General features: G+C 64.3%; 25 protein-coding genes and 1 pseudogene. 14 read left to right on the forward strand and 12 right to left on the reverse strand.

Going from position 1 to position 21,502, the window contains the following annotated elements:
- Nucleotides 1-3: 3 nt before the first annotated feature.
- The 4 genes from WDJ60_RS10630 to WDJ60_RS10645 all read right to left on the reverse strand — a co-directional run bounded on the left by WDJ60_RS10630 (nucleotide 4) and on the right by WDJ60_RS10645 (nucleotide 2,876).
- Complete coding sequence (locus WDJ60_RS10630) at nucleotides 4-864, reverse strand: ubiquinol-cytochrome c reductase iron-sulfur subunit (RefSeq protein ID WP_340100389.1); 861 nt, start codon at nucleotides 862-864, stop codon at nucleotides 4-6.
- A 2-nt stretch (nucleotides 865-866) separates the two neighbouring features.
- The gene (locus WDJ60_RS10635; RefSeq protein WP_340100390.1) at nucleotides 867-1,265 is read right to left on the reverse strand and encodes a DUF7318 family protein; all 399 of its coding nucleotides are present in this window, start codon (nucleotides 1,263-1,265) and stop codon (nucleotides 867-869) included.
- Nucleotides 1,265-1,903 (reverse strand): halocyanin domain-containing protein, encoded by a 639-nt coding sequence (locus WDJ60_RS10640; protein WP_340100391.1) that lies wholly within the window; start codon nucleotides 1,901-1,903, stop codon nucleotides 1,265-1,267. The genes WDJ60_RS10635 and WDJ60_RS10640 overlap by 1 nt, the downstream gene beginning before the upstream one ends.
- Nucleotides 1,904-1,973: 70 nt before the next feature.
- Nucleotides 1,974-2,876 carry a DUF7319 domain-containing protein gene (locus WDJ60_RS10645; RefSeq protein ID WP_340100392.1) on the reverse strand — a complete coding sequence of 301 codons (903 nt, stop codon included), beginning with the start codon at nucleotides 2,874-2,876 and terminating at the stop codon, nucleotides 1,974-1,976.
- A gap of 89 nt (nucleotides 2,877-2,965) precedes the next feature.
- Between WDJ60_RS10645 and WDJ60_RS10650 the strand changes: the two genes are divergently transcribed.
- Nucleotides 2,966-4,360 carry a DEAD/DEAH box helicase gene (locus tag WDJ60_RS10650; protein WP_340100394.1) on the forward strand — a complete coding sequence of 465 codons (1,395 nt, stop codon included), beginning with the start codon at nucleotides 2,966-2,968 and terminating at the stop codon, nucleotides 4,358-4,360.
- Nucleotides 4,361-4,438: 78 nt separating this feature from the next.
- On the opposite strand, the gene WDJ60_RS10655 is transcribed toward WDJ60_RS10650, so the two are convergent.
- Nucleotides 4,439-4,909 carry a hypothetical protein gene (locus WDJ60_RS10655; RefSeq protein ID WP_340100395.1) on the reverse strand — a complete coding sequence of 157 codons (471 nt, stop codon included), beginning with the start codon at nucleotides 4,907-4,909 and terminating at the stop codon, nucleotides 4,439-4,441.
- Nucleotides 4,910-4,988: 79 nt separating this feature from the next.
- On the opposite strand from WDJ60_RS10655, the gene WDJ60_RS10660 reads away from it, so the two are divergent.
- The 3 genes from WDJ60_RS10660 (at nucleotide 4,989) to WDJ60_RS10670 (ending at nucleotide 9,037) form a co-directional block, all read left to right on the forward strand.
- Nucleotides 4,989-5,399: a hypothetical protein gene (locus tag WDJ60_RS10660; protein ID WP_340100397.1), complete on the forward strand. Its 411-nt coding sequence runs from the start codon at nucleotides 4,989-4,991 to the stop codon at nucleotides 5,397-5,399.
- Between the two features lie 72 nt (nucleotides 5,400-5,471).
- Nucleotides 5,472-6,998 carry a DUF790 family protein gene (locus WDJ60_RS10665; protein ID WP_340100398.1) on the forward strand — a complete coding sequence of 509 codons (1,527 nt, stop codon included), beginning with the start codon at nucleotides 5,472-5,474 and terminating at the stop codon, nucleotides 6,996-6,998.
- 74 nt (nucleotides 6,999-7,072) lie between these two features.
- Nucleotides 7,073-9,037, forward strand: a complete 1,965-nt coding sequence (locus WDJ60_RS10670) for a hybrid sensor histidine kinase/response regulator (protein WP_340100399.1) — start codon at nucleotides 7,073-7,075, stop codon at nucleotides 9,035-9,037.
- Between the two features lie 81 nt (nucleotides 9,038-9,118).
- On the opposite strand, the gene WDJ60_RS10675 is transcribed toward WDJ60_RS10670, so the two are convergent.
- The 3 genes from WDJ60_RS10675 to WDJ60_RS10685 are packed head-to-tail and all read right to left on the reverse strand — an operon-like array spanning nucleotide 9,119 to nucleotide 10,186.
- Nucleotides 9,119-9,358, reverse strand: a complete 240-nt coding sequence (locus tag WDJ60_RS10675; protein ID WP_340100400.1) for a HalOD1 output domain-containing protein — start codon at nucleotides 9,356-9,358, stop codon at nucleotides 9,119-9,121.
- A gap of 7 nt (nucleotides 9,359-9,365) precedes the next feature.
- Entirely contained in the window at nucleotides 9,366-9,938 is a 573-nt protein-coding gene (locus WDJ60_RS10680) for a DsrE/DsrF/DrsH-like family protein (RefSeq protein ID WP_340100401.1), read from the reverse strand.
- A 2-nt stretch (nucleotides 9,939-9,940) separates the two neighbouring features.
- Nucleotides 9,941-10,186: a sulfurtransferase TusA family protein gene (locus WDJ60_RS10685; RefSeq protein WP_340100402.1), complete on the reverse strand. Its 246-nt coding sequence runs from the start codon at nucleotides 10,184-10,186 to the stop codon at nucleotides 9,941-9,943.
- A gap of 248 nt (nucleotides 10,187-10,434) precedes the next feature.
- Here WDJ60_RS10685 and WDJ60_RS10690 point away from each other — a divergent pair, with 248 nt between their 5' ends.
- The 4 genes from WDJ60_RS10690 to WDJ60_RS10705 are packed head-to-tail and all read left to right on the forward strand — an operon-like array spanning nucleotide 10,435 to nucleotide 13,791.
- Nucleotides 10,435-11,628 (forward strand): MBL fold metallo-hydrolase, encoded by a 1,194-nt coding sequence (locus WDJ60_RS10690; protein ID WP_340100403.1) that lies wholly within the window; start codon nucleotides 10,435-10,437, stop codon nucleotides 11,626-11,628.
- 8 nt (nucleotides 11,629-11,636) lie between these two features.
- On the forward strand, nucleotides 11,637-12,128 hold the full coding sequence (locus tag WDJ60_RS10695) for a YeeE/YedE family protein (RefSeq protein WP_340100404.1): 492 nt from the start codon (nucleotides 11,637-11,639) through the stop codon (nucleotides 12,126-12,128).
- Complete coding sequence (locus WDJ60_RS10700) at nucleotides 12,125-12,583, forward strand: YeeE/YedE family protein (RefSeq protein WP_340100405.1); 459 nt, start codon at nucleotides 12,125-12,127, stop codon at nucleotides 12,581-12,583. The genes WDJ60_RS10695 and WDJ60_RS10700 overlap by 4 nt, the downstream gene beginning before the upstream one ends.
- A gap of 26 nt (nucleotides 12,584-12,609) precedes the next feature.
- Entirely contained in the window at nucleotides 12,610-13,791 is a 1,182-nt protein-coding gene (locus WDJ60_RS10705) for an inorganic phosphate transporter (RefSeq protein ID WP_340100406.1), read from the forward strand.
- Nucleotides 13,792-13,836: 45 nt separating this feature from the next.
- On the opposite strand, the gene WDJ60_RS10710 is transcribed toward WDJ60_RS10705, so the two are convergent.
- Complete coding sequence (locus WDJ60_RS10710) at nucleotides 13,837-14,679, reverse strand: universal stress protein (protein ID WP_340100407.1); 843 nt, start codon at nucleotides 14,677-14,679, stop codon at nucleotides 13,837-13,839.
- A 392-nt stretch (nucleotides 14,680-15,071) separates the two neighbouring features.
- Between WDJ60_RS10710 and WDJ60_RS10715 the strand changes: the two genes are divergently transcribed.
- The 3 genes from WDJ60_RS10715 to WDJ60_RS10725 all read left to right on the forward strand — a co-directional run bounded on the left by WDJ60_RS10715 (nucleotide 15,072) and on the right by WDJ60_RS10725 (nucleotide 16,798).
- Nucleotides 15,072-15,236: a DUF7512 family protein gene (locus WDJ60_RS10715; protein WP_340100408.1), complete on the forward strand. Its 165-nt coding sequence runs from the start codon at nucleotides 15,072-15,074 to the stop codon at nucleotides 15,234-15,236.
- Nucleotides 15,226-16,275 (forward strand): sulfite exporter TauE/SafE family protein, encoded by a 1,050-nt coding sequence (locus WDJ60_RS10720; RefSeq protein ID WP_340100410.1) that lies wholly within the window; start codon nucleotides 15,226-15,228, stop codon nucleotides 16,273-16,275. Before WDJ60_RS10715 ends, WDJ60_RS10720 begins: the two co-directional genes overlap by 11 nt.
- A 118-nt stretch (nucleotides 16,276-16,393) precedes the next feature.
- Nucleotides 16,394-16,798, forward strand: a complete 405-nt coding sequence (locus tag WDJ60_RS10725) for a helix-turn-helix domain-containing protein (protein WP_340100411.1) — start codon at nucleotides 16,394-16,396, stop codon at nucleotides 16,796-16,798.
- A gap of 158 nt (nucleotides 16,799-16,956) precedes the next feature.
- Here the strand turns inward: WDJ60_RS10725 and WDJ60_RS10730 are convergent, their stop codons facing one another.
- Both WDJ60_RS10730 and WDJ60_RS10735 read right to left on the reverse strand, forming a co-directional pair.
- Complete coding sequence (locus tag WDJ60_RS10730; RefSeq protein WP_340100413.1) at nucleotides 16,957-17,469, reverse strand: DUF7122 family protein; 513 nt, start codon at nucleotides 17,467-17,469, stop codon at nucleotides 16,957-16,959.
- Complete coding sequence (locus WDJ60_RS10735; protein WP_340100415.1) at nucleotides 17,469-18,380, reverse strand: RsmB/NOP family class I SAM-dependent RNA methyltransferase; 912 nt, start codon at nucleotides 18,378-18,380, stop codon at nucleotides 17,469-17,471. Before WDJ60_RS10735 ends, WDJ60_RS10730 begins: the two co-directional genes overlap by 1 nt.
- A gap of 95 nt (nucleotides 18,381-18,475) precedes the next feature.
- Between WDJ60_RS10735 and WDJ60_RS10740 the strand changes: the two genes are divergently transcribed.
- From WDJ60_RS10740 to WDJ60_RS10750, 3 genes are all read left to right on the forward strand, one after another.
- Nucleotides 18,476-18,859, forward strand: coding sequence for a hypothetical protein (locus tag WDJ60_RS10740; RefSeq protein ID WP_340100417.1), 384 nt, complete (start codon nucleotides 18,476-18,478; stop codon nucleotides 18,857-18,859).
- Between the two features lie 24 nt (nucleotides 18,860-18,883).
- Complete coding sequence (locus WDJ60_RS10745) at nucleotides 18,884-19,618, forward strand: proteasome assembly chaperone family protein (protein ID WP_340100419.1); 735 nt, start codon at nucleotides 18,884-18,886, stop codon at nucleotides 19,616-19,618.
- 63 nt (nucleotides 19,619-19,681) lie between these two features.
- On the forward strand, nucleotides 19,682-20,311 hold the full coding sequence (locus WDJ60_RS10750; protein ID WP_340100421.1) for a DUF7978 family protein: 630 nt from the start codon (nucleotides 19,682-19,684) through the stop codon (nucleotides 20,309-20,311).
- Here the strand turns inward: WDJ60_RS10750 and WDJ60_RS10760 are convergent.
- Nucleotides 20,312-21,302 (reverse strand): annotated as a pseudogene (locus WDJ60_RS10760) (WD40/YVTN/BNR-like repeat-containing protein).
- Between the last annotated feature and the right edge of the window lie 200 nt (nucleotides 21,303-21,502).

Here is a 21,502-nt window from a genome sequence, read left to right on the forward strand (position 1 = left end):
GGTTTAATCTGGGCGTGGTAGCGCCACGAACTGTTCTTTCACGGGAGTGAACGGGTCGTAAATCGACTGGTGACACTGGCAGTAGACGCCGTCTTCGGCACCAGGATAATCGCTGGTCTTAAACCCGGGAACACAGCAAAAGTGCGTACACTTGTCCAGCCAGGCCATGAAGTCCTGGTCGGTCGCCGCGCCGATGTAGCTCTGGACGTCACCAGGCAGTTCACTGTATTTCCCTTCGCCGTTTGCCATCTTGCTCACCTCGGGACTGCGCAGCACCTGTATCGGCATCGCTCGACCACCTTCCGTGTTGCGCCAGTTTGCCATCGCCGGCTTGCCGAGTCCGCTCTTGCCGATTCCATTGCCCCACTCTTCGTAGTCGCTGAAATTGTCGACCGTCAGGGGGTCACCCTGGGAGAGATCGGACATCCACTCGTAGGTTCCGTCGGGCTTTGCGAGGAACGCGTTGTCGGCGTCGGCACCCGGCTGGGTCCCCTCATACTGCTGGACGCCGCAGTACTGGAACCACGATGAAGAGTACGTCAGCCCGCCGACGTCCGTCTCGGCGATGGTAACTGTCCGCCCCTGTTGTTGGACTTCTTCAGCTTCGGGGAACAGACCCTGGAGCGTGCCGTCACTTCCGATCTCGACGGGAATGATCGGCATCCCGCGAGGCGCGGGACCGTCTACGAGCGAGATGCCGACGAACTCGACTGTCCCACCACCGGCACCGGGGGCGGATGTCGCGAGATTGACGCTCGCGCCAGCGCCCGCAGTCACACCGGCGAGTGTCGCACTGCCCACGACGCCTTTGATGAACCGTCGTCGACCGCTTTCTTCCGGATATTTGTCTTCGTCAACTGGCATGGTTATCGTTTGTAGTATGGGTAAATTGCGCGTTTGATGGTGTCACCGAGACCGTCACCGAGACTCTCTCCGTCGACGTCCTCTTCGCGGATGTAGAGGTCCTCCCACTTGCGGCGGCGTTTCTTTACGATCATCACGTCCGGCAGGAACTCCTTGCGATACAGCAGTAGAATAAAGGCGAGATTGATGAAGATGCCCGCAAGCAGGCCGCCGAGGAACATGTTCCCGAGGGCTGCAAACTGGCGGGGGTAGCCCCAACCGCTGATGAGCCCGTACGTGAACAGCCCGACCATGATGATTTCGACAAGCGTCAGCATGACGATGCCGATGGCCGCCGCCGTACTCTCTCGCGGTGGCTCGTAGCGGTGAATGTCACCGTACGTGCTTCCTTCAGATGGCATTAGTTGTTCCCTCCTGCGGTGTTTGCGGATTCACCGTACTTCAGCAGGAAGAACGTGAAGACCAACGAGATCGAAATCGCGAGAATGACGGCGAATCCGACGTAGTGTTCGCGGATGCTCGACCCCATGTGCGAGGGTTCGAGCGGTGTCGATGCATCGGCGGCGACCGTCGGGAACTCCTCCCCGACGACGACCGAGCCGAGCATCCCGCTGCCCTCGTGGGGCACACAGACGTAGTTGTAGATTCCGTCCTCTTCGAACGTGTACTCGAAGGTCCCCGACGTCACTGCCGACCCGGAGTTGAACGTCTCGTCGTTCGCGACGACGTTGTGTGCGCCACCCTCGCCGGTCCACTCCCAGACGACCGTTGCGCCGTTGTCGACGTGGACGGCTGCGGGACCGAAGGCCAGTCCGTCGCCTGCACCGACCTCGACCGTTACCTCATCTTGGCCAGTCGCGTCGGTCACCGACCCGTCGAAGTTGTTCGCACCATCGAGGTGACCGCCGAAGTCCGGGCTCTCGCCGCCTCCGCCACCGCCCTCTTCAGAGGCCGCTGTTACGGAGCCAGCGCCAGCGTTCAAGGCGGCGGCACCACCGGCAGCGCCGCCGGCTGTTTTGAGAAACATCCGCCTGTTCATATCCGTTCGAATCTCAGTACTGAGTTTGTATAAACCCACCGAATAGACCGTCGTTTAGACGTTTCGAGTCTCAGGTCGCGGGCGAATCGGGGCTATCATCGGGGTCGCGACCCGACTCGTCGTCCTCACTACCGGCAGCCATCTCCTCGTCGGCCGCGCGAATGCGGTCCGGGAGGTCGCCCTCTAACTCGTCCAGAAACTCCGGGCGCTCGTCGTCTTCCAGTCCGACCGCTCGCAATCGATTGCGGAACTCCTCCGCGCGGAACTTATCCGAGAGTCTAGCGTTCGCGACCATCACGAACAGGAACAGTCCGATGAGGACGAACCCGACGCCCGCGACGAACAGCAACCAGAGGTTGAGCGTCGCGCTGTTGCCACTCGGCGGGGAAAGGATGTTCGTCAGGTACAGCCCCCACGCGCCGAGCAAGACCACTCCCGCGAGCAACTGCGCGGCCGCGACGACCTGCAGGACCGTGTTGCCGAGTGCGTCGCTGCTCTCGGGAACCTCCTGTGGCTGGGGGAGGACTTCCCCCTCAGGCATCTCCGGAACGTCGTAGGAGTCCATCGAGCACAGCGCCACGGTCGGTTTCACGTCACGAAGCACGGTCCCGGATCCCTCAACGGTGCCGTCGGCGTAGATAGCGGCGTACCCCGAATCCGAGTAGGCGATGATGAGGTCGTCGAACCGCTCGATTCGCGCGAACACGTCGCGGGTGACGACCCGGTTTTTCAGGTCCGCTTCGACGCGGTCGAGCAGTTCCTCGCCGGTAATCCAGGTGTCGGGGTCGAAGGCGGCCTCCCACTCCTCCTGGCTCATCTCGGCCATCTCCTGCGGGCCGAAGTTCTCGAAGTCGTACTTCTCTTCGACCTCCTGTCGGAGTGCCTCGATTTCCTCGTCGGCTGACGCGGCCGCGTCGGCGTCCCCCGATTCCGGGTCACGCTCGCCGACAGCGTCGTCGGAGGCGTCGCTCATTACCCGACAGTACGTGGGGCGGCCCCGTTAGGGTGACGGTTGGGACCGACCGGCGCAGCCGTTATTTCCCCGGCCCACCGACTCCGGGTGTGGCCAACGTGACGCTCACCTTCGAGGACGGCACGATTCGCGTCACCAGCGACACCGCTCTCGACACCGACGCCCTCCCCGACACTAACCTCGACATCGAGTACGACCCCCGCTCGGAGACGCTGCGAGCGCCCGCCTTCCAGTACGCGGCTTTGCGCGACGCACTCGACGCGGCGGGACACGACGTCACAGACGACGTGCTCGCGCTCCCGACGCTGGACCTCGACTCGACGTACCGTCTCCGCGAGTACCAACAGGACGCACTGGACGCGTGGCAGAGCGGCGACGGCAACGCCGGTTCCGGGCCACCAGAGCGGGGCGTGCTCGAACTCCCGACGGGGAGCGGGAAGACCGTCATCGGCATCGCCGCGATGGAAGCACTGGGCGTGCCAACGCTCGTCGTGGTCCCGACAATCGACCTCCTCACGCAGTGGCGCGAGGAACTGACGACGGAGTTCGACCGCCCCGTCGGACAGCTCGGCGGCGGCGAGCAACGCGTCGAAGACGTGACCGTCGCCACCTACGATTCGGCGTACCTTCGTGCGGCCGAACTCGGCGACTGCTTCGGGCTGATCGTCTTCGACGAGGTTCACCACCTCGGCGGCGAGGGGTACCGTGACATCGCGCGCTTGCTCGCCGCGCCCGCCCGCCTCGGTCTGACGGCGACCTTCGAGCGCCCGGACGGTGCACACGAGGTGGTCGCAGACCTGCTCGGGCCGCTGGTCCACCGCATCGGCGTGGACGACCTCGCCGGCGAGCACCTGGCCGACTACGACATCAAGCGACTCACTGTGGCGCTGACCGACGAGGAACGCGAGGAATACGAGCGCCACCAGTCGACGTTCACCGACTACCTCGCCAGTTCGAACATCCAGCTCCGGAGCGGCAGCGACTACCAGGAACTGGTCAAGCGGTCGGGGACGGACCCGCGAGCACGAGAGGCGCTGCTGGCGAAGCAGCGCGCCCGCGAGATAACGATGAACGCCGAGCGGAAAGTCGAACGGCTGGCCGAGATTCTGGACCGACACCGAGCGGACAGAGTCATTGTCTTCACCGCCTCGACGGACCTCGTCTACCGGCTCTCCGAGCGGTTTCTCATTCCCGCGATTACCCACGAGACGGGAGCCAACGAGCGGGAAGCGATTCTCCAGCGGTTTCGTGACGGGACGTACAGCCGCGTCGTCACCGCGAACGTCCTCGACGAGGGGGTGGACGTCCCCGACGCGAACGTGGGTGTGGTTCTCGCTGGAAGCGGCAGCGAGCGGGAGTTCACGCAGCGGTTGGGGCGGATTCTCCGGCCGAAAGACGGTGAGGAGGGTGCGGGTCGTGCGTTGCTGTACGAGTTGGTGACCAAGGACACTGCTGAGGAACGGGTGGCGAGACGGCGGAGGTAGCGGAGTAGATCGTCGGATTCCTCCCACGAGTATACTCGTGGGCTTCCTCCTTGCATCTATGTGAGTGGTCGAGACCAGTTACGATCGGTACGCCGGGTTGTACAGAAACACTTCCCGAACGCTGGGCTGGCTGTCGGCCGAGACGGTCGTCCACTCGATGTCGAACACGACGCTGTACTCCCGTTCGGTGTCGGCGGGGACCGAAATCGACGTGCTGGCAGTGTATCGGTTGTTGCCGCCCGCGATCGTGACCGAGAGCGTCGCCTCGCGAGCCACGTCAGCAGTGTTCTCGACGGGAACGGTCGCCCGAGTGAGGCCGTCGTCAGTCTCGGCGACGCGCACCTCGCCGAGGGCGGTCTGGAGGTCGTCGGCAAAGCGCTCGGGCGTTGGCGTCGGGGAGGGAGTCGGTGTCGGCGTCGGTGGTTCCGGCGTCGGCTCGACAGGGGGCGGTCGGGTCGGCGGGTCACCGCGCTCGGTGTCACCGCTGGCACAGCCAGCCAAGCCGGCGACAGCCAGCCCGAGCAAGCGGAGTACGCCGCGGCGTTGCATGTGCAGGTGTGCCAGGAGTCGAGTCAAGAATCTTTTGCCGTGGGATAGGTACATCACGGTCCAGCCCGTAATTGAAGGCGTGCCAGGATACGAGCCGCACGAGGTGCCGCTCTACGGAGACAGGGAAACGGTCGAACGGAAGTACAGCGAGGCCGAGCGCGAGCGAAAGCCCTTCTTTGCCGTCGAAGCATACGAGGAGGGGTACGCAATCACCTACGACCTGCTGCCGGCGGGCCACCAGCTCGCACCGACGACGACGACCGAAGTCGGCGAGCGACTCACCCGCGAAATCGAAGACATCGTCGGCAACGAGGGACTGCCAACAGCAGAGGTGAGCCGGTCGGTCAGCCCATCGCTGGGCAATATCTCGTTTTTTGAGCGCGAAGAGAGTGCGCGACGCGTCGCCGCGGTCATCTCGACGCTCGTCCTCGACGAGGCGAACTGGGTCGAAGCCGATTCGCCCACCCAGGCGGGCACGCGCCGGAACTGACCCGTCTCGACCGACGGCTCGGTGAACTGCGGGAGTGAGACTTTTCCCGCCCGCGCGCCGACTACTCCCATAGTGCTGACGAAGGACCTGCTCCGCGTCTCGCGGGCCGGCGGCGGCTACCACCCGCAGTTCGCCGCCGGCGACGACCGGCAGATCGCGGCGCGCGTCCTCGGCTGTTACCAGGGCCACGTCGGCGAGCCACGCCATCGGCTGGACGACGCCCTGGCAGCCATCGAGCGGGACAGCGACGACTTCAAACTGGTCCGAGGCTTTGCCAAACTCCTCGACAGAGAGACGACCGTCGAGACGCAGGCCCCCGTGGACCCAGCGCGCGCCCGCGAAGTAGTGTTCGAGTCGGCCGAAGCCGTCGGCGTCGTCACCGAAGACGAACGCGCGATGGCACTCGGCCGTGCGGCCGACCGACTCGACGCGACCCCCGACGGGGTGGACGCGTCGCTGTACGCCGACCGCGACGAGCGCCAGGTTCTCGTCGACGTACCGGAGCGCTTCGACCCCGACGCGCTCGTCGCACAGTACAACCTCTCGCTGGCCCAGACCGCGCTGTTCGACGCGACCGAGGTCCGCATCCGGTCGAGTGACCCGAAGGCGGCCATCTCGGCGGTCAAACGACTCCGCCTGATGTACGAGGTCCGCCGCCTTTCCGGTGAGGAGCGCCGCGCAGTCGCCGAGACGGACCGCGAAATCGTCGTGACCGGACCGGACGCACTCTTTACGAACAGCCGACGCTACGGCACGCGGTTTGCCCGCCTGCTCCGGACCGTCGCCAGTGCGGGCGAGTGGGAACTGACCGCGACCATCGACGACCGCGGCACCGAGCGCGAGCTGACGCTGACCGACGCCGACGTGTCCGTCCCCGGGACCGAGCCGGTCACGGAGGTCAGCTTCGACAGCGGCGTCGAGGCGGATTTCGCGACCCGGTTTTCCTCGCTGGATCTGGAGTGGGACCTGGTCCGCGAACCCGACGCCATCGCGGCGGGCGAACACGTCGTTATCCCCGATTTCACGTTCGACTACCAGCACAGTAATTTCCGCGTCTACTTCGAGATCATGGGCTTCTGGACGCCCGAATACGTCGAAAAGAAGCTCTCGCGGTTGGCCGACGTGGACGACGTGGAGATGCTGGTGGCCGTCGACGAGTCGCTGGGCGTCACCGAGGAGCTAGAGACGCGAGACCACCGCGCGATTCCCTACGCCGGCACGGTCCGAGTCAAGGACGTGCGGGGCGCGCTCCGCCGGTACGAGGCGCAGTTGGTCGACCGAGCGGCCGCGGACCTGCCCGAGGAACTGCGGCCGGAAGCGGACGTGGTGACGCTGTCGGCGCTGGCCGACGAGTACGGCGTCAGCGAGCGTGCAGTGGAAACCAAGGAGTTCCCCGACCACGAGCGAGTGGGGCGAACGCTCGTCCGGCCGGCAGTACTTGTAGCCGTCGGCGAACGAATCGAGGCAGGGATGGCGCTGGCCGACGCCGAAACGATCCTCGACGAGTACGGTATCGACGACGCGAGCGCAGCGCTCTCGGAGGTGGGTTATCGTGTCGCCTGGGAGGGACTCGACGGCGGAACAATCGAAACGAAGTAAGGGCCGGCGAGAACGGCCAGAGCACGGTCGATATGGCAAATTTAATGCCGGAGACGGCCAGAGTAGTGGAGTATATGGCAGCCCAGCGGGTTCTGGGTATCGGCGTCGACGTCGACGACAGCGTCGAGACAGCGCTGGCGGACGCGAACGTCGACGTGCTGTCGGTGGCAACGGCCAGTGCTGCCCGCAAACGACGCCAGGCCGGGCAGTTCGACGCCGTGCTGTCGGCTCACGAGTTGCCCGACGCGGACGGGCTCACGGTCGCCGAGAGGATACACGACGATGAGCCGTCGCTGCCGGTCGTGCTGTACCCCGCCGACGGGAGCGAGGAACTCGCGAGTGCCGCGATGGCCGCAGACGTGGCCGACTACGTCCCACAGTCGGTCGCCCGGTCGAATCCGGAGCGACTCGTCTCCAGCCTCGACCAGGGACAGTGTGACTCTCCAGCACCTACCCACGAGCGCCGGATTACGGCGCTTCGCGGGGCCATGCGCGACATGGACCGCCGGGACTCCCCGGAGGCGATTGCGCAGTCGGTCGCTGACACAGTGAACGCGGTTCTCGGGTTCTCGGACGCGTGCGTCTACCTCGTCGACGAGCGGCAGTCGTTGCTCACGCCGACAGCGTGGACGGATAGCTTCGCCGAACGGTGTGCCGAGCCACCGTCGCTGGGCGTCGAGAGCCCGGCCTGGTCGACGTACGCCGACGGCGAGTCGTACATCTCCAAGGAGTGCTCGACTATCGAGGACGCGACAGCCCGGGAGACGCAGTTCCAGAGCGAACTGGCCGTCCCGCTGGACGAGCGGGGGGTGCTGGTCGTGGCGTCGACGGCGACAGACGCCTTCGACGGAGAAGACGTGCGGTTGGGTCGGGTCCTCGGGACGAACGCCGCGACGGCGCTGGGACGGGTTGAGCAGGAACGCGACCTCCGGAGTTTCGAGCGGGCCGTCGAGAGTTCGGGCCACGGCATCGTCATCACCGATATCGACGGCACCATCGAATACGTCAACCCAGCGTTCGAGGAGATTACGGGCTACAGTCGCGAGGAGATGCGAGGAGAGAACCCGCGAGTCCTGAACTCCGGCGAGCACGACGAAGCGTTCTACCGGGAGATGTGGGAGACGATTCTGGCCGGCGATGTCTGGCACAGCGAGATCATCAACGAACACAAAGACGGCGAGCAGGTCGTCCTCGACCAGACGATCGCCCCGATTACCGGTGGCGACGGTGAGATAGAGCGGTTCGTCGCGATCAACCGCGACGTAACCGAGCGGTCGGCATACGAACAGCGCGTCGAAGAGCAGCGTGACAAACTTGACGTACTCAATCAGATGGTGCGCCACGACATCCGCAACGACCTCCAGTTAGTGTCGACGTACGCCGACCTGCTCGAGAGACAGGTCGACGACGACGCTCGGGAGTACGTCGAGATGGTCCAACAGAGCGCGCAGAACGCGATTTCGCTCACGAAGACGGCGCGCGACCTCGCGGAGACGATGCTAGAGTCCGAGCATGCCTCCGAACCAAAGTGTCTCCGGAAAACGCTACGGGCACAGGTCGACAGCGTCGCGGCGTCGCACGACGGCGCCGATATCGTCGTCGACGGGTCGGTGCCGTCGGTCAGCGTGAACGCCAACGACATGCTCGATTCGGTGTTCTGGAACATCCTGACCAATGCCGTCGAACACAACGACGCGGGCGTCCCGGAGGTGACGGTATCGGCGACGGCGCTGTCCGAGTGCGTGGTTGTCCGAATCGCGGACAACGGTCCGGGTGTTCCCGACACACAGAAAGAGGACATCTTCGGCAAGGGCGAGCAGGGCCTCGAAAGCGACGGCACAGGTATCGGGCTGTATCTGGTGCAGACGCTGGTGGATTCCTACGGCGGGAGCGTCTGGGTCGAAGACAGACAGCAAGAACGGACGACGCACGAACGGACGCCGGCCGACGGCGGCCGCCGGTCGCCAACCGGTCACGTTCGGCGTCGCGACAACGTGTCAGGGTCGGTATTCGTCGTGAAACTGCCCAGAGCGGAGTGAAGCCGATACCGGGGACTACAGTTGCGCCTCTGATTTCGAAGAAGAGCGGTATTCTGCTGTCAGTCGCGGACCGCGAACTCGTTACTGAACCTCGATATCTCCGTTCCGACGGACGACAATGTCGTGGCCCCGGTACGTGAATCGGACTTCGAGTCGCACGTCGTCGGTCGGCGGCGTGTGGTCGAGCAGCGCGTCCAGCGCCTCCGGGTCGATGACGTCTGCGAGCGGTGGGTCCATCGCTGCCGGGTCGACACCCTCTGCCTCGGCGAGCGCAGCGAGGAGGCGAGTGACCGGACGGTGCTCTGTCTGGCTTTGAGCCATCGTGGGGTTAGACCAGGAGTTGAATGTCGGCCTCGACCATATCCTGCAGTGCCGTCGCCGCGCCGACACCGGTGGTGACACCGTCGTAGAAGTCGTCCTCGTCGTAGTCCATCAGGTCGATGGTCATCTGGCAGGCCTGGAACTCCACGCCCATGTCCAGGCTGGTTTCGAGGAGTTCCTCGATGGTCGCGGTGTCGTTGTCGTCGATTTTCTTCTCCATCATCGACGTCGTCAGGCGGTCCATTCCCGGGAGCGCACCGACGACGTTCGGGACGGGCATGTTGGGGTTGCCGACGGAACTCAGCTTGAGGTTCTTCGAGCGCTCCTCGTGGAGGATATCCAGTCCCCAGAACGTGTGGAAGACAGTCACCTCGTAGCCGAACGCGGCAGCGGTGCTGGCGAGGATGAGCGGCGGGTACGCCATGTCGAGCGTTCCCTTCGTCGCGATGATGCTCATCTTCTTCGTGTCGTCCTCGGTGGTGGCCTCGCTGAGCGCGTTCTCGAGTTCTTCGACGCGCGCAGCGAGTTCCGCGCGCGAGGGCGTTTCGTCGGCCGACGCGTCTGGTGTGTCCGTACTCATCGTTACTCCGTCTTGCGGACGTAGTGTTTGTACACGTCGTCGCCCTCCTGCTGGTCGACGAGCTCGACGCCCGCTGTTCCGGACGCCCAGCCGTCGATGTCGCTCATACTACCCGGGTCGGTCGCGAGCACTTCGAGGACCTCACCGGCTGCGAGGTCGTCGATAGCGGTCTTGGTCTTTACGACCGGCATTGGGCACGATGCACCTTTCACGTCGAGCGTCTCCGTGATGTCGAATTCTGCACTCATAGTTTATCTGCTCCGGTGGTCTGTATTGGAGCTAACGCACAATATTCGCCCAGTGGTTAAAAGAATGTTGGTTCTTGTGCATACTCCGAACAGTGATTACACCACACCCTCCACTGTACGGCCCTTTTTGCGCCTCTTGCGCACGTACACAATTTATTCGCCGAGAATCTTTTCCGGTGTATTGTACAGATAGTGGATTACTATGCAAACTCTTTTGTATGTCCATCGGGTATCTGAGAGTGCACGATATGAACGCTGAAGACTTCCCGACTCCGGACGTCGAAGTTGAGTCGATTACCCCGGAGACGCTGAAGGACCGCATCGACGCCGGCGAGGACATTACACTCCTCGACGCGCGCATGGAATCAGATTACGAGGAATGGCGTATCGACGGGGAGAACGTCACGTCGATCAACGTCCCGTACTTCGAGTTCCTCGAAGACGACATCGACGAGGAGGTTCTCGACCGCATCCCCGACGACCGCGAGGTGACCGTCCTCTGTGCGAAAGGCGGTGCCAGCGAGTACGTCGCAGGCACGCTCGCAGAGCGCGACTACGAGGTCAACCACCTCGAAGACGGGATGAACGGCTGGGCGAGCATCTACGAGACCGTCGAAGTCTCCGACTACGACGGCGCCGGCACGCTCCTCCAGTATCAGCGCCCGTCCTCGGGCTGTCTCGGGTACCTGCTCTACGACGACGGCGAAGCCGCGGTCATCGACCCGCTCCGCGCGTTCACCGACCGGTACCTCGACGACGCCGACGACCTCGGTGTCACCCTCAAGTACGCACTCGATACGCACATCCACGCGGACCACATCTCGGGCGTCCGCGAGCTCGACGACCAGGGCATCGAGGGCGTCATCCCCGAGGCCGCAGTCGACCGGGGCGTCACGTACGCCGACGTGCTGGCCACAGCCGCCGACGGCGACACGTTCGCGGTCGGCGACGCCACCATCGAGGCCGTCTACACGCCCGGCCACACGACCGGGATGACGTCGTACCTCGTCGACGACAGTCTGCTCGCGACCGGCGACGGACTGTTCATCGAGAGCGTCGCTCGCCCCGACCTCGAGGAAGGCGACGAGGGCGCTCCCGACGCCGCGCGGATGCTCTACGAGTCGCTCCAGGAGCGCGTGCTGACGCTCCCCGACGATACGCTCATCGGCGGCGCACACTTCAGCGACGCCGCCGAGCCCGCCGCGGACGGGACGTACACCGCACCGATCGGCCAGCTGGTCGAGGAGATGGACGCACTCACGATGGACGAGGACGAGTTCGTCGATCTGATCCTCTCGGACATGCCGCCACGGCCGGCAAACTACGAGGACATCATCGCGACTAACCTCGGGCAGAACGTCGTCGACGACGACGAAGCGTTCACGCTCGAACTCGGCCCGAACAACTGCGCTGCCAGCCAAGAATCGCTGGCAGGTGACTAAGATCGCTGATGGTGACTGATCCACTCCCACTACAGGTGGCCGCCGAACTGTTCCCGAACGGGATCAGTCGCTACGCTGTCGGCGGCCTCCTGGTCGGTCTCGGTGCGACCGTCATCTACCTCGGCACCGGCATCAGCGCCGGCGCGAGCACGTTCCTCGAATCGACGCTATCGTACGTCTCTGGCCGGTCGCGGTTCCAGCAGTACGTCAGCTCTCGTGACTGGCGGCTCGTGTTCACGCTCGGCATCATCCTGGGTGCAGGCGTATATGCGGTCGTCTATCAGGGCGGCGTGTGGACGACGGACGTCCAGCCGTGGCGGCTGCTCGTCGGCGGCATCTTCGTCGGTATCGGCACCCGCGTCGGCAAGGGCTGTACGTCCGGCCACGGGGTGTGTGGCGTCGGCTCGGCGTCGAAGACGTCGATCGCTGGCGTCATCACGTTCCTGCTCGTCGCCATCCTGACCGCACAGCTCGTCGCGGCACTGGGGGTGAGTCCATGAGCGACCGTCATCCCCTGTTCATGCCGCTGGTACTGGTCGGCGGCCTGATATTCGGGTTCGGGCTGGCGTACAGCCACATGGCTCGACCGGAGGTCGTCCTGAACTTCCTCCAGTTCGAGGACTTCGGACTGCTGTTCGTGATGTTCGGCGGTGCCGCAGTGACCGGCCTGGCCTTTTTCACCATGCCGCGACTGCTCGACCGCGCGCCCCTGACCGGCAGGGGTTTCGAGCGGCGGTTGAAGTCCTTCGACCGGAACGTGCTGATCGGTGGCGCAATATTCGGTGTCGGGTGGGGCCTCTCGGGCATCTGTCCCGGCGCCGCCTACGCGAGTCTCGGTATCGGTAACATCACCATTCTCTGGGCGCTCGCCGGGATGTTCCTCGGTGCGTACATCCAGGGATACTGGCGGAGTCGAACGACAGACACCGCACCCGCAACGACGGGCGCGGACTAATCCGTATTTTCACACTTCCGTTACTAATGGAACCCTCAGTACTCGGTCTCTTCGTCGTCGCCGGACTCGCGAGTCTGTTCATGGCGTGGGTCATCGGTGCCGGCTCCAGCGGCGCGACCCCGTTCGCGCCCGCCGTCGGCGCCAACGCAATCTCGACGATGCGTGCGGCGTTCGTCGTGGGCATCTTCGGGTTCGCCGGCGCAGTCGTCCAGGGCGCGAACGTCTCCGAGGCAGTCGGGCAGGGCCTCATCGGCGGCGTGAGCCTGCCGGCGACGGGCGTCATCGTCGTCCTGTTCATCGGTGCCGGCCTCATGGCGATCGGTATCAAGACCGGCTATCCGATTGCGACGGCCTTCACCGTGACCGGAGCGGTCGTCGGCGTCGGCCTCGCGCTCGGCGGGACGCCGGTCTGGCCGAAATACGTCCAGATCGGAGCCGTCTGGGTACTGACACCGTTCGTCGGCGGTGGCCTCGCGTACGGCATCGCGAGCGTCCTCCCCCGCGCCGACGTTCCGGAGCGGTTCAGCGTGCCGCTGCTGGCCGGTCTCGTCGGCGCCGTCCTGGCGAACGTCGAGTTCGCCTCGCTCGGCCCCGATGGTGGCGCGGGGACGCTCATCGGCCTCAGCCAGCGTACGCTACACATCGACGGCCTGGTGGGGACGGTGGCGGTATCAGTACTCGTCGCGGTGTCGATCGGAATACTCGTCTCCTGGGACATCCGTCGCGACCTGAGCGGTGGCCTCCGACGGGTCCTCCTCGTTCTCGGCTCGCTCGTCGCGTTCTCCGCCGGGGGCAGTCAGGTCGGTCTCGCGGTCGGACCGCTCCTTCCGATTCTCGACGACGTGGGCTCGATACCCGTCGTCGCCGTCCTCGTCGGAGGCGGCTTCGGTATCCTGGTCGGGTCGTGGACAGGTGCCCCTCGGATGATTAAATCGTTGGCCCAGGACTACTCCTCGCTGGGCCCGCGTCGGTCCATCGCCGCGCTCGTCCCGTCGTTTCTGATTGCACAGGTCGCCGTCCTGCTGGGCGTGCCGGTGTCGTTCAACGAAATCGTCGTGAGCGCCATCATCGGCAGCGGAGCAGCCGTCGGCGGCGGCGACGCGATTAGCTCGCGGAAAATCCTCGTGACGGTCGGCGCGTGGGGCGGTTCGCTCGTGCTCGCCCTCGCGCTCGGCTACACCACGACGCTGGTGCTACCAGTGGTCTGAGACGAGTCAGAAAACAATACTGTCGAGTGTGTGGTTCTCAGCGGTCTAGACGGCCCGCGGCGGCGGGACCAGATAGACGTTGCCGGCCGCCCGGGCGACGATGTCCTCGGACACGCTCCCGAGCAACAGCCGCCGCATGCGACTCCGTCCACGAGAGCCCATCAGAATCGTCGAGGGCGTGACCTCCTCTTCTGTCGCGATGATTTCGTTGGCCGGGTCGCCCCTCCGAACTTCGACTTGCGTATCGATATCCCAGTCTTCGAGCGTCGTTGCGAGGTCCGTCAGTTTCTCTCTCGTTTCCTCGTCGTCCCCGGTATCGTCTTTCGGTGAGCGGACGTGGAGGAGCGTTGCCTCCTGGGTCGCGTGCCGGAGATACGAGAACGCGTCGTAGGCGCGCTCGGCGTTCTCCGAGAAGTCAGTCGGAAAGAGAATCCGCTCGAAGAGGTGTTCCCGGAGCACCTCGGGCTCGTCAGCGCCCCGTTCGACACGGTTGACCAGCAACGGGACGACCGTCGTCCGCGCCAGATTGCGCGCGGTCGACCCGATGACGCGGTTCTCGAGCGGGCTCTGTCCCCGCGAGCCGACGATAGTCATGTCGGCGTGGACGGTATCGGCGATGCCGTTGATGCGACGGAAAGGCGTCCCGCGGACGACGTGCGTCTCGACGTCGAACCCAGCGCCTTCCATCACGCCCCGATAGCGGTCCAGCCCGCGACGGCGGCGCTCCTCGAAGTTCACGCCCGGCATCCCGGCGTGGACGTTCGACGGAACGACCGTCACGAGGTGTATCGAATCGACGCCGATGCGGCCCAGACACTCCAGGCACGTCTCGTTCTCGATTGCCGCTTCACTCGCCGCCGAGAGGTCTGTCGCGTACACTGCTCTCATGTGTCTCGTCTACGCGGCCCGACGGTAATATTGTTTTGTTTCCACACTACAGCAGACAAGTGAACGTCTCACTGTACACCTGAGACTCGGCCTCGCCCACAGATTACAGTACGAGCGGACACACGCGAGTGCGAGATGGCTGTGCGATCGTCCACCACGCCCGTTCAATAGTCCGTCACGCGGCCATCACCCCGTTAGTAGTACTGTGGGATCGACTGTGTCCGACTGGCAGTATAACTTATGCCAAAGTTATCCATAGTCGGAGAGAGGTTACGAAAATATAGTATTGTGTGATAATTCCAAAACTGTTATACAGCCGAACCGGGTAGGAGATAGTGAGCAGAAATGTGGAAGCGACAAAATACAGTTCGAGATAATCGGAGGGACAACCAATGGCAGGGCTAGAGGTACCAACCTGGGATCCGGAGACAGCGTTGCTCATCGGCGCGATACTGCTGGAAGCGATCGTGCTGTACGTCGGCTACGGTGGCCTCGAACGGCTCCTCGGGCCGCGACTCATGTCGCTCTTGATCGGAGGTGACGAGGATGCTCAGTAGTAGCCTGGAGTTTCTGGGGACGTCCCCGGAGCTGCTGGCGCTGTTCGTCGGGTTCGGTCTCGTCGTCGGGGTGCTGTTCGGGTTCTTCGGAATGGGTGGGTCGTTCCTCGTTACCCCCGCACTCCTGATGATAGGGTATCCGGCCCGGGTCGCAGTCGGGAGCGGGATGGCGTTCGTCTTCGGGACGGCAGTCATCGCGAGCCTGAAACACCACGATCTCGGGCAGGTCGATTACAAACTCGGAATCATTATGATTACGGGGACGACCATCGGCATCGAAGCCGGGCGTGCCAGCGTGTTCTACCTCGAATCGCTGGGGCTGGCTGGTGGGATCATCAGCGTCGCGTACGTCGTCTTGCTCGGCGGAGTCGGATTCATCGTCACCCGTGACGCGCTGAAGGGAGACGGTGGCGGCGGGGTCGACCACGAGGCCGTGGACAAGGACCTCGACGAGTACGAGATTCCGGATATCGCAAAGAAAATCCAGCGGACGGTCCGAATCCCGCCGATGGTGACGCTCCGCGGTGACGTCCGCGTGTCGGCGTGGGTCATCACCATCGTCGCGTTCCTCACCGGGGTTCTGTCGGGCTTCCTCGGCGTCGGTGGCGGATTCATCCGCATGCCCGCGATGATCTACGCGATCGGCGTCCCGGTTCCCGTCGCCGTCGGGACTGATCTCTTCGAGATCGTCTTCTCGGGCGGACTCGGGAGCTACCTCTACGGACAGGGCGGTGGCGTCGACCTCGGAATCGTCGCCCCCCTGCTGTTCGGGAGCGCGCTCGGCGCCCGAATCGGTTCCGCTGCAACCGCCGTCGTCGACTCCGACGGCATCAAGATCTACTTCGGCGGAATGCTCCTCGTGGGCGCGACCGCAGTCGGTATCGGCGAAGTCGGGTCGTACATCGGCAGTGAGGCCATCGAGATGCTCGGACTGGTGCTCGTCATCGGTGCAGCCGTCGTCGTCGCTGCAGCAATCCTCTACACGACGGTGATGACGCTGCGGACGTCGCGTCGCCAGTCGACGTCGACGGGCCACTAGTCCCCTCCCGCGGGGAAGCTCTCTGTCTCTTGATGCAGACGGACAAAGAGTGGTACAGCATTGTGCGATCCACACACAAGTCTTTTAACGGCGCAGTGACTACTTGAACGTGATAACGATGCCAGATTCGATGTCTGAACAACTCCAGCGGGATATGGTGTGCGAGGGGCTGCTCGAGTGTTTCCACGGGCTCAAGCAACTCGACAAAGAGATCTTCCAGACGCTGGTAAACACCGATGAGCCACTCACAGTGGACGAGATCGCCGAAGTCGTCGACCGGGAGCGGTCGACCGCGTATCGCGCCGTCCAGCGGTTGCTCCAGGCCGGCTTCATCCAGAAAGAACAGGTCAACTACGACCAGGGCGGCTACTACCACGTGTTCAAACCGAGCGATCCCTCGAAGATCGCAGACGATATGCAGCGACTTCTCAACGACTGGTACGCCAAGATGGGACAGCTCATCCAGGAGTTCGAGACGAAATACGAGAATCAGGACGCGTCTGCGCCGTCAGTCGAAGGCTAGCCCCTCATCCGTTCCATCTCTCTCTGTCTCGAAGCACTTTCTCGCAAACCGGTCGAGCCGAACAGTAGTATTGTTCTATATTCACAACACCAAGACGTATCTTCTGAGTTGAAAGGAAACGACCGAGAGAGACACCCACACGGACAGCGACCAACTGCTTACAGTTCCCGGCGGCGACCCTTCGGCACCTGCGACCGCAACTCACCGTAGACGAACAGCGCGACGCCGAGCGGTTCGGCCTCGCCGGCAACGTCGTGTGTGACGATGAGATATCCCCAGTCGCCGTCCCAGTCGAGTTCCTGGTCCTCGCCGGCCATGAACGTCGCCGCCTGCTCGTCGTCGAGATGGACGACGTTCGTACTTGCATGCTGCCCGAAGCGCTGGACTGCTGACAGCGTCGGTTTCCAGTGTTCCTGCCGGGTCCGAAGAAACGTCATACCCAGTCCTTCGATGGCGACCGGCGTCGGTTCCGTACCCCGGAGTATCCAGATCTTGCCGCTGCCACGTTCCCAGAACGTGTGGTCGTCGAAGACCGCGGGGTCGACGCCGAAGCGCTCCTCCCACCACTCCAGCACTTCTGTCCGAGTGGCTCGCCCCGCGACGGTGCGCTCCTCGGCGGTCGCGGGCAGACGGTCGAACTGCTGGCCGTCGTTGGTGGCGTCGTCTCCCATCAGTCAGTCACCTCCAGTTTCGCACAGAAGAACCCACCAGTGTCGTTGTGGTGTGGGTAGATTCGCTTGGCGTGGGCGACCTGCGGGTCGTACTCCTCGCCGTCCCACTCGGTGACGCCAGCGGCGTGATCGAGTGGCAGGTCGTAGTCGACGACGCGACAGCCGCCCTCTTCGGCGAGCGCGTAGTCGAGGACCGCCTCGTTCTCTTCGGGGGCGAACGTACAGGTCGAGTAGACGACGGTGCCGCCGGGTTCGGTAGCCTGGACGGCCCGCCGGAGGATGCCCTTCTGTGCGCCGGCGATGCCGTGGACGTGGTCGAGCGTCCACTCGTCGAGCGTATCGGGGTTCTTCCGGATCGTTCCCTCACAGGAACAGGGCACGTCGACGAGCGCGCGGTCGTACTCTCTGTTGTCGAAGGGTTTCAGCGAGTGGTTGCGCGCGTCCTCGTTGGTGATGGCGGTGTTAGTCACCCCGAGCCGCTCGGCGTTCGAGCGGAGCGCGGAGATGCGCCCGAGGTTGTTGTCGGTGGCGACGATACGGCCGGTGTCGCCCATCAGTGCTGCCAGCTGGGTCGTCTTGCTTCCGGGGGCAGCGCAGGCGTCCCAGACGCGGTCGCCCTGTTCGGGCGCGAGTACGTCGGCAGGGACCGCAGAGACTTCCTCCTGCCCGTGGAGCCAGCCGTGGACGTACGGCCAGTTCGCGCCGGGCTGGTCCTCGGGTAATCGGAGGAGGGCGTCGTGCCAGTCGACCCGTTCGGTCGCGATACCCTCGTCAGCGAGGGCCTCGACAGCGCGCTCGGTGGTCGTCCGAATCGTGTTGACGCGAACGACTGCGGGGAGCGGGCGCTCGCAGGCCGCGAGGAAGGCATCGAAGTCGTCGACGAGCGGTTCGTACCGCTCCAGTACGGACATTGGTGTCGGCTTTCGCGGGGCTGTGCTTGTGGGTTTCGACTCGTGGTCTCCTCGTCCGGCCGAAAGCCCATATGCGTCGCTCACTGAGTGCCAGCATGGCCGACAGCGACCTCGGAACGGCGACGATTGTCTACGATCACCCCGACGAGGGGACTGTCGAAGAGACGGTCCAGAACGAGCACATCGCGTACTTCCAGGACCACTGGATTCTGAAACGCGACGAAGACGACGACGGCAACGACGTGGTACGGCGCATCCCTATCCAGCGGGTTCACTACGTCGACCGCAGTGTCGACACCTTCGAAGACGAAATCGGGAGTGTCCGCAAACAGGTCGAAAACGTCGCCAGCGACCTCCGCTCGAAACTGCTCGGCGATCGTGACGAGCGCGAACACCGGACCGGCGAGCCAGTTCAGATCGACGTGACCGACGAGAGCACGGACGACGGTGACGAGACTGCCGGCAGCACCGAACGTTAAGTCCGGCGGCATCCACTAGCCGCTATGGCACACATCGAGGAGAAGCAGCCGATGGCGCTCGACGATCCCGTCCTCGTCGAGGGGTTGCCGGGTGTCGGTCTCGTCGGAAAGCTGGCCGCCGACCACCTCGTCGAGCAGTTAGAGATGGAGTACTACGCGGCCTGTCACTGCGACGGACTGCCGGACGTCGCCATCTACGAGGAAGGCGAGCGGGGGATTCAACCACCGGTCCGGATCTACGCCGACGAGCAGCGCGACCTGCTGGTGTTGCAGTCCGACGTTCCCGTCTCGCCGACCGCAGCCGACGAGTTCTCCACCTGCGTCACCGGCTGGTTGGCCGGCCAGGACGCGCTCCCGCTCTATCTCAGCGGCCTTCCCGAAGAGAAAGACGGCGTCCCGACGCTGTACGGCATCGGCACCGGCGACGCCGACACGCTCCTGGCGGAACACGACATTCCCGTCCCCACCGAGAGCGGGATGGTCAGCGGTCCCACCGGCGCGTTGCTGGCCGAGGCCGGCGAACAGGACCTCGACAGCGTCGGTCTCGTCGTCCAGGCGGACGCGAACTTCCCGGACCCCGAAGCGGCACGGGTCTTCCTCAAAGATGGCATCGGCCCGCTGGCAGGCATCGACGTGGCCACGGATAAACTCGTCGAGCAGGCCGACAAGGTGGCCGCTGCGCGCGAGCGCCTCGCCAAGCAGATGCAAGAAGCCGAAGAAGAGTCCACGCGCGCCCAGCCGCTCGGCATGTATCAGTAACTTGCGAGCAGCCCGACACCGAACGGCAACAAAACCTATCCGACCGGCGTGTTGTCTGCCCGTATGGTCACCCAACCACAGCGTGTCGGCGACCGCCTCCGACAGAATCTCACACAGAGTCTCCTCTTCGGCGTGCTCGCGTACCTCCTCGGCTACGTCGTTACGGTCGTGTTCGTCCTCGTCGACGGCGTCGACTTCGGTGGCGAGGCTGGCTGGGTTAAAGTCGCAGGGTGGGTGTTCTACGCCGCCCACACCGTGAAAATGGAGATAACTGGCTTCGCGGGCGACCGCTCCGGGGTGAGAACGGTCTCGCTCTTCGACGGGTTCAGCGAACTCACCAGCCTCACCGACGCGGTCCCGGAGATACTCTATCTACTGGTTCCCATCGTCGTGCTCGCCGGAGCGGGATTCGTTCTCGAGCGACGTGTCGCTGACCAAGCAGTGACAGCACCGGCCGCGGCGGCGCTCGGTGCGAGCGTCGTCGTCGGGTACCTGCCGCTGGCCGTCGTCGGCCAGCTGTTTTTCTCGCATACCGAGACCGGTCTGGGCGGGAGCGTCGGTGTCACGATTGCACCGGAGCTGGTGCCGAGCGTCCTGCTGGTCGGTCTCGTCTACCCACTCGTCTGTGGGACGGTCGGAGCCGTGCTCGCCCACCAGACCACGCCGAGTTCGACGGCAGACTACCGGCCGTGACTACACAACGGCCAGTCCCCGCCCGGTCTGGTCACGGTAGGAGTCGGGCCACTCGATAGGGAGCGGCTGCCACGACTGTGCGGCGTCCGTCGAGCGGAAGAGACCGCGGTTCGTCAGCGCGTGGAATTCGCCGGCGTCGCCGGCGGCCAAGACCGCACGAACCGTTCCCTCGGGGTCTGGAAGACCGTCCATCGCCACCTGCCATGGTTCGTCGGAGCCCGACTTCCGATAGACGTACGCGATGGCGCTATCGGGGCTGTGTGCAATGTACGCGCCGTTTGCTGCGGAGACGACGACCGTCTCGGGGTCGCCAGGGTCGACCGCCAGCCCCCAGACATAGCGGTGGGCTAATCCGTCCTGTAGAGACTCCCCAGGTGTCGCCGCAGTCGGGTGATTCGGCGTAGCCGTCACCTGCCGCCGTGTAGACCCGACACGGGGCGTCAGGATGGGTCGCCAGCGTGTGGTTGTCGTGACGGCCGTCGTCGGGGTGGGGCTGCCAGGTCCGACCGCCGTCGACAGAGCGGACGAACGCCCCCGCCTCGATGGCGACGTAGATGTGTGCGGAGTCGTGTGGGTTGATCGCAATCCAGCGGACACGATGGGTGTCCGGTCTGGGCGGAAACGACCAGTGTTCGCTCCCGGGGAGGGCCATCAGCCCGTCGCATTTTTCGAAGGATTCGCCGCCGTCAGTCGACCGATAAACAGCGCTGGGTTCGGTCCCCACCCACACGCCATTGGGGTCGTGAGGACTGACGGTGACAGCGGTAACACGGTCATCGAAGCCGCCGATTGCTTCCCACCGTTTCCCGCCGTCGACGCTACGGAGCAGTCCCGACTCGACAGTGCCAGCAAACACCTGTTCGGATTTGGCAGACGACGCCGCGAGACACTCGAAGTCGCGGCCCGACAGCAGTTCGCTGGCGGTCCAGTCAGTCCCAGCCCCCCGAACCGCCAGCAGGTGGTCGACCAGCGCCGCGTACACTGTTGTCATATACCAACGTACGCACTGGACCGTTCATAATGGTGGTTACGGAGATGCGAGGAGAAAGCCTCGCGCTTCAGCGCTGTCTCTTACCCACAAGTACAAGCCGCGGAGTTGACAAGCTGAGACTGGAAGATGGAACGCTGTTCACGGGGTTGGCGGCCAGAAGTTGATAAAGATGGACAGCTGCGTGACATGGATGTCTCGGG

This window comes from Salinibaculum salinum, assembly GCF_037645885.1.
In the GTDB taxonomy this organism is placed as follows: domain Archaea; phylum Halobacteriota; class Halobacteria; order Halobacteriales; family Haloarculaceae; genus Salinibaculum; species Salinibaculum salinum.